General features: G+C 42.3%; 7 protein-coding genes. 6 read left to right on the plus strand and 1 reads right to left on the minus strand.

Annotated elements, in window-relative coordinates:
- Positions 1-4 precede the first annotated feature (4 nt).
- From ACT3ID_RS17760 to ACT3ID_RS17785, 6 genes are all read left to right on the plus strand, one after another.
- Positions 5-1,156, plus strand: coding sequence for a flagellar basal body P-ring protein FlgI (locus ACT3ID_RS17760; protein WP_491543407.1), 1,152 nt, complete (start codon positions 5-7; stop codon positions 1,154-1,156).
- A 41-nt stretch (positions 1,157-1,197) separates the two neighbouring features.
- The gene (locus ACT3ID_RS17765) at positions 1,198-1,482 is read left to right on the plus strand and encodes a hypothetical protein (RefSeq protein WP_491543408.1); all 285 of its coding nucleotides are present in this window, start codon (positions 1,198-1,200) and stop codon (positions 1,480-1,482) included.
- 102 nt (positions 1,483-1,584) lie between these two features.
- Positions 1,585-2,085, plus strand: coding sequence for a flagellar export chaperone FlgN (gene flgN, locus ACT3ID_RS17770; protein ID WP_491543409.1), 501 nt, complete (start codon positions 1,585-1,587; stop codon positions 2,083-2,085).
- A gap of 2 nt (positions 2,086-2,087) precedes the next feature.
- A complete protein-coding gene (gene flgK, locus ACT3ID_RS17775; RefSeq protein WP_491543410.1) occupies positions 2,088-3,458 on the plus strand; it encodes a flagellar hook-associated protein FlgK in 1,371 nt (456 codons plus the stop codon).
- A 4-nt stretch (positions 3,459-3,462) separates the two neighbouring features.
- On the plus strand, positions 3,463-4,347 hold the full coding sequence (locus ACT3ID_RS17780) for a flagellin N-terminal helical domain-containing protein (protein WP_491543411.1): 885 nt from the start codon (positions 3,463-3,465) through the stop codon (positions 4,345-4,347).
- Positions 4,348-4,384: 37 nt separating this feature from the next.
- Positions 4,385-5,737, plus strand: a complete 1,353-nt coding sequence (locus ACT3ID_RS17785; RefSeq protein WP_491543412.1) for a tetratricopeptide repeat protein — start codon at positions 4,385-4,387, stop codon at positions 5,735-5,737.
- 281 nt (positions 5,738-6,018) lie between these two features.
- On the opposite strand, the gene ACT3ID_RS17790 is transcribed toward ACT3ID_RS17785, so the two are convergent.
- Entirely contained in the window at positions 6,019-6,387 is a 369-nt protein-coding gene (locus ACT3ID_RS17790; RefSeq protein WP_491543413.1) for a GIY-YIG nuclease family protein, read from the minus strand.
- Between the last annotated feature and the right edge of the window lie 131 nt (positions 6,388-6,518).

Below are 6,518 nucleotides of genomic sequence, written 5' to 3' on the forward strand. Positions count from 1 at the left end.
CAGAATGATATTGAAGAATATGAAGATGACGAAAAAATATTACCTGCAGGTTTTGGTATCTGTTGTGCTGGTTGCCTGTTTTATGTCCGAAGCTGAGGGACAAACCAAGTTGAGTAGCGTGCTGAAGGTGAAAGATGCCAATTCCAAAAAAGTAATTGGCTATGGCTTGGTGGCCGGGCTGGATCGTACCGGTGACCGAACGATAAGCCGAAGGGGCGCTCAGTTTACCGTGCGTTCCATTGCCAATATGCTTGAGAATTTTGGCATTACGGTAGATTCAGAACGCCTTCGTACGCGAAATGTGGCCGCTGTTATGGTCACGGCCGAAGTGGGTGCCTATAATGCCAGGGGAAGCGAAATAGATGTTACCGTTTCTTCTATGGGTGATGCCAGTAGTTTGGAAGGCGGTGTTTTACTTGAGACGCCTCTGTTGGATCCCCAAACCAAAGAGTTATTTGCTACGGCACAGGGGCCGCTTATTGTAGGCGGCATCAATGAAGAGATAGGAAGTTCTCGGGTATCACGAAATGGATCGTTGACCGCAACCGTTCCCGGCGGCGGAACCGTAGAAAAGGATAATGATTTCCAGCTCAATCCCAATGAACAACTCAGCCTTGTTGTGGAAAAACCGAGTTATGTGAATACGCGTCAAATTGTAGAGACGATAAATGAAAATTTTGATGAGCAGTTAGCTTCAGTTTACAATCCCGGATTAATCCAGGTGGAATGGCCGGAAGCATTTCAGGAGCAGGGGATGCGGAATATTTTTATCAGTACTATAATGGAACAGGAAGTAGAGCTTGAAAGACCGGCGCGCGTGGTTATTAACGAGCGAACCGGTACTATCGTTGCTGGCGGTGGTGTAACGATTGATGACGCGTTGGTATCGCACGGTAGTGTGCAGGTACGGACGCAGGTAACGCCTTTTATTAGTCAGCCTCCGCCATTTAGTGGTGGCGACACAGAAGTTGTACCGGTACCCAGTGTAGGAATAAGCGAAGAAGCAGCCCAGAATATGGTGCTTGAGCCCAATACCAATGTGCAGCAGCTGGCAGACGCTTTGGATTCACTGGGATTAAGTCCCCGGGATATTATCTCCATTTTTCAAGCTCTTGACCGGGCCGGAGCGCTGCAGGGTGAGCTTATTGTAATGTAGCTCAGAAGAAAATTAACAGTAACACATAAATTCTAGTATCTATGGATATCGGTTCAATTTCTCAGTCAATGCAAAGTCAAATTGATGGAATACAAAACAAACAAAGTAAAAAGGAAGAAGTTGCCACCGAGTTCGAAAAAATTTTCGCCAAGAAACTGGTTAGCGAGATGACTAAAGATTCTTTTAAAATGGGCGATAAAAATGGACTCATGGGACAATCGAATAATATGTATCGAAGGCATATTACGGAAACACTTGCAAATGAGATAGCAAAGCAAGGAAAGTTAGGAATGGCCGATCTCATAGCGGAGTATAATAAGCTATGATCTTGTTTCACGTAGAAATAACACACCCCTCCACGGGAGGGGTAGGGGTGGGTAAAACCATAGCTCAAATTAATTGAATAATATTTAAACTAATTGGTGGATATGATAACCACGAAAGCATTAAACGAGTTTGAAGATATCATAAGGGAACTACAGCGAATATCTCGAAAGCTGATGGATGTTCTTGACAAACAAGCCAAGGCTGTTATATCTGGTAAAACAGATGATATTGACCATTACGTCGGGAAATACACCAATCTGAAATCAAGCTTTAAAGAGCAGGAGCATCGATTTGTCAATCATCTACAGTCGTTGGTGGAGGAATCTGACAATGTTGATGAGCTACGACTGGAAAGTTTGAAAGAGGTATTTCCACAATCGCAGAATATTATCAATGAATGGCAAGAGGATCTTGGCAAGCAAACACGCGATCTGAAGCAAAAGCATCAGAACTTAAATAGACTTCTTGAATTTGCAGTTGAACAAAATGCATCACTGATCCAGTCTGTTTACAGCCTTCATAATGAAAAGCATACCCATTACAGTTCGAAAGGAAATAAAGAGGAAATATCTTCCGGAATTGCAGTAAATAAAGAGGCTTAGATATGAATTCATTATTTGAAATAGCAAAAAGTGGTCTGCGTGGATCAGAGCGATCTATGTCGGTAACATCCAATAACATTATCAATGCTGATACCCCTGGCTACAGTCGACAGCGCGTAGAAAAATCACCTAACGGCATGCAGATGGATCAATCGCATGCTGGATTGGGAGTAAACGTTGATGAGGTGAGTCGTTTGCGCGATAAAATGAACGATATGTTGATCAATGAAAAGCAGCAAGATATGGGATATCTGCAAAAAAAAGCGGATGTCTATGAAAAGCTGGAGTCAAGTTTGGTCTCGGATTATGGTAATGATCTGGATACTCAGATCGGGGGATTGTTTGATAACTTTTCTGATTTGGCCAGTAATCCTCAGGATGTGAGTGTACGCAATAACTTAATTAGTGAGACTCAGCAGTTTACGAGCAAGCTTCGCGAGACCAGTAGGAATATTGATGAAAATAGCGAGCTGCTAAAAGAATTTGCGGGCAAAACAGTGGATTCTATTAATGGATTGCTGAGCGACATTAACGAACTAAACCAGTCGATTAAAGAAGCGGAAGCGAAAGGAAATCCTGACTTTACCAGTCTTGACAAACGTGTAGCTAAGATGGAAGAGTTATCGGAATTAGTAGATTTTGACAGCCAGGAAACAAGTACTGGCGCCATGGAAATAAAGATTGGCGGGCTGAGTGTGGTAGATGGGGACCGCAAGTATAACATTCGATCTGAGGTTGATAGTACAAATAACAAATATAGACTAAGACTCGATAACGGACTCGTTATTCAGCCATCCGGCGGAAAAATCGGGGCTGAAATAGAAATGTATGAAGAGGGTATCCCCGACCTGAAAAAGAAGTTGGATAATTTAGCATCCACCATAGTATCAGAGGTAAATGATTTACACAGCAGCGGTTATGGACTGGAAGACAATACGCAGCGTAACTTTTTTAACCCCGGTGGGACAACAGCTGAAACAATCCAGATAAATGACGAGCTGGTTAATAATTCAAAACATATTGCCGCTTCTGATACGGATGGTGAGGCCGGAAACGGAGAAATTGCGTCTGAAATTGCAAATCTGCGTAATCAAAAAGTGATTGGTGACACCAGTCAAAACCAGACGCTGACTAATTTTACGGTAAGTTTGATCAGTGAGCCAGGGAAGCAACTGGATGGTATTTATTCCACGATAGAGGCTCGTGATTCTGAAATCCAGATGCTGAAAACCCAGCAAGAGCGAACGGCCGGGGTAAATATCGATGAAGAGCTTAGCAAAATGATCAAATATCAAAATGCATATCAGGGAGCAGCCAAGGTGATGAGTTCAGCCCAGGATATGTATGACACTCTCCTTAGTATAATCAGATAATATTATGCGTGTAACACAAAAGACAATATTCGATAACTTTATGCGGGATGTTAATAAAAATCGCGGCGAAATGGCCGAAATACAATCTGACTTGTCGAGCGGACTCAAAGTGCGGAGAGCTTCTCAAGATCCAATCAGTTTTCAAAGCAGTCGTATTATTGAAGCCGATCTCCATAAAGTTGAACAGTTTCAAAGCAATATCAACAGTGGACTGCGGCAGGGACGGTTGGCCCAGGATACCATAGATGGTGTTATTGATAGTTTAATCAGTGTGAAAGATTTGTTAGTGAAAGGGGCCTCAGATTCGGTAGGCACCAGTGAGCGCGAAAATATGGCTGATGAAGTTGCAGGCATACGTAATCGTATCGTGGACAGTCTGAATATACAATATGGCGAACGATATCTTTTTGCGGGTACGAACAGTGGGAATAAACCATTTGAACTGGCTGGTACTAATGTTACAAATAATAGCAATGATGATGCTCCGCATATAACAGCAGCTGACGGTGTAGAGATTGATATCAGTATAACCGGACAGGAAATTGCCGATACCTCTGCCGGGGATCTGTTTGACTTTCTTGAAAACGTAGAAAATGCTTTGCGCAATAATGACAAAGATCAATTTGATAACCTGCTTGAAGACAGCGATAAGGTTATTGATCATGTAACAGATTCAGCTTCGAGGCTTGGAGACAATATTAACCGCATGGATTTCATGTTTGAGCAATATGAATCCACAAAAATAACCCAAGAGTCGGATATTAGTGAACTGGTTGATACGAATTATGCCGAGGCGTTTTCTAATATGCAGCGAAACCAGGTTGCCTTTGAGTCGGCGATGGCGGTACACAGCAAGATGTTTGAAAATACACTATTAAACTACATTTAGTCTTACACAGACCATGTAATAAATGGATGAGGTTATTATGGAATCGGAACTTATAGCAGTATCACATCAGGGGAAGCAGGAAGTAAATTGGATAGAAGCGGTACTCTTTCTGACGGATCGAAAATATGTCGACCGAAAAAAAATTAAGCAGCTTACCGAGCGCTTTGGTCAACTTAAAATTGCAGCTCCGTTTGCTGCACCGGGTTCTTTACATGATATGTCATGGTACGAATATGATTCTGTACAGCCAAAATCATCAATTTGGAACTCGTTAGTAGATGAAGCAGAATTACCGTGGGTTCTTTTTGTAGAAGATGATGAACAGCTGCGGTTTAGTAGTTTGCCGGGCAAGAAAACGTTGAGTGCAGGAAAATGGACGCCGGCAATAATAAAAAATGAAGAAAATGGAAATCACTTCCAGTATTATCAGATGAGGCTGGTAAACAAAGAGGTCGCCCAGTCGGCCGATCTGTTTGCGGGGCAGAACCTGCCGGATGCGACTAAATTTATTCGGAGTAATGAAATAGGATTAATAGATCAGCCGATATTCTTTGAGCGTGAAAGCAGTCCTATTGATCACGTTGATATTGATGAAGAGTTATCCATTCAAACGTATGCCCCCAAGCTTTTTTTAGTACAGGGTAAACGTTATTTCGAGAAGAAGAAGTATGTATATGCTGCTGCACAGTATCGCCAATTGCTGAAGAAGGAAAAATTATTACCGTTTGATCGACTGGCCGGCGTAAACGGATTGGCCAGTTGTATGGCTGAGCAGCACAAGTGGCAAAAAGCATTGTCATTAACCAAACAGTCGCTTGAAGCTGATCCTTTTCAGCGGTTGCCGTATTTAATACAATTTCGGATCTATGAGCTCAGAAAAGAGTGGCAGAAAGCTTATGTGACGCTTAAAAAATATTATGAGCGTTTGTCGTTGAATTCCAGTGCCAATTTCGACCGCTACATGAAAGAGGAGAAATCGCTCGTTAAGTTAGCGGATGTAGCATTGAAAGCCGGACATCGTTCTGATGCAATAGAATATTTTAATGTGCTCTTTACCTTTAAGCGTGGAAATGTCAATCGGGATCTGCTTCAAAAAGCACTCTTACTGTCTGTTGAGTTAGGCAACTTTGAACGTTCCGTAAATTTATTTGAACGATTATTTGGTAATGTTCTACCGCCAAATGAAATGGACGAAGCGTATCGAGAAGAGCTGGATGACATTATGACGATGTTTATGAAGAAAGAGTGGTATGAATATGTCTCATCTATATATACAAAACTTCATAACGCATATCCTGATGATCGCGATTTTAAACGGAAGCTAATTGTTACGCTTTCTAAAACGAACAGGTTAGATCAGGCTAAGACAATGGTTGCTAATATTGTTTGACCCTGGTATTCAGGAGTGATTGTTGTCCCAAATAGTTATCTCGGAGTTTCGACTCCGGGATTACTATTTTTTATCCATGACACCAGCGGCAATGGCAATAGCGCAAGCGTACCGCATATGCTGAAGGGTAGTGACGCCAAGCGGGCGCTCGAACCATAGTGATGTTCTTCTATTAACATCTCATTCCCCAAGCTCCTGCTTGGGAATGTAGCAAGCTGTTCCGAAGCAGGAGCTTCGGAATGAGGGGAAGGGATAAAACATCTGTTCGACGTCATCCCGCACTACGATGCGGGATCTCGCGCGGCAGGGAAGGATGAGATTAGCACGAAATTTTTATCAGCGGTTACTACTGTCAAAGTCTTTAACTGTCTCTTCCCAAATATCTCGCATTTAGGATTTACTTTCTTGATCAGTTCCAGTTTCCATTCACGTTTCCAGTTTTTTATCTGTTTCTCCCGTTCAATAGCCCGCTGAATACTTTCGTATTCCTCATAATACAGAAGATATCTGGTATTATATTTTCGGGTGAAATAACATCCCTCACTCTGCCGGTGTTTTTGTATCCTGAAAATCAATGAGGAGGTAACACCGGTGTAGAGAACGGTCCGGGTTTTATTGGAGATAATGTATACATATCCCTGCTTTGGCATGAGAAATCTTTTTTATAAGTAAGACCATCTTTGAAGCTGATCCTTACGTCTGAGAAAAGTAGTCTCGTTGCCGCTGGTATGATCTTGAAATAAAATTCAGGGCTGTTGCCGTGCGAGATTGCGGATCAAGT

It is taken from the genome of Fodinibius sp. GM108 (assembly GCF_058386985.1).